This window comes from Flammeovirga agarivorans (genome assembly GCF_012641475.1).
In the GTDB taxonomy this organism is placed as follows: domain Bacteria; phylum Bacteroidota; class Bacteroidia; order Cytophagales; family Flammeovirgaceae; genus Flammeovirga; species Flammeovirga agarivorans.
Map to the genome: position 1 here is coordinate 1 of NZ_JABAIL010000094.1, position 660 is coordinate 660.

Annotated in this window: 1 protein-coding gene; it reads left to right on the forward strand. The window is 53.6% G+C overall.

Going from position 1 to position 660, the window contains the following annotated elements; all coding sequences use genetic code 11:
- Nucleotides 1-79: 79 nt before the first annotated feature.
- On the forward strand, nucleotides 80-660 hold a 581-nt coding region (locus HGP29_RS28405; protein ID WP_211093468.1), incomplete at its 3' end, for a hypothetical protein.

Here is a 660-nt window from a genome sequence, read left to right on the forward strand (position 1 = left end):
TGGGTTAGCAAGGTGTATCTTAGGTGTCTCTCACGCAAGAGGCACCAATAGATAAACTTTATTCACAAAGAGGCACACAATGAACGCATTAAACATTGCACGTAATGACTTCTCAGAGATTGAACTAGCTGCTATTCCGTACAACATCCTCAGCGAGCACTACGGGGACAAGTTGGCACGTGAGCAGCTAGCCCTTGAGCACGAAGCGTACGAGCTGGGCGAGCAGCGTTTCCTGAAGATGTTAGAGCGTCAAGTGAAAGCTGGTGAGTTCGCCGACAACGTGGCCGCTAAGCCGCTGGTCCTAACGTTGCACCCACAGCTGACCAAGCGCATTGACGACTGGAAAGAGGAGCAAGCAAGCGCACGCGGTAAGAAGCCTCGCGCATACTACCCGATTAAGCATGGCGTGGCCTCAGAGTTAGCCATTAGTATGGGCGCTGAGGTGCTCAACGAGAAGGCTGGAGTGTCCAGTGAGGCTATCGCACTGCTGACCATTAAGGTCGTCTTAGGGACGCTCACAGATGCCTCTAAGGCCACTATCCAGCAGGTGTCCTCTCAGTTAGGTAAGGCCCTTGAGGATGAGGCCCGCTTCGGCCGTATCCGCGAGCAGGAAGCCTCCTACTTCAAGAAGAACGTAGCAGACCAGCTGGACAAGCGTGT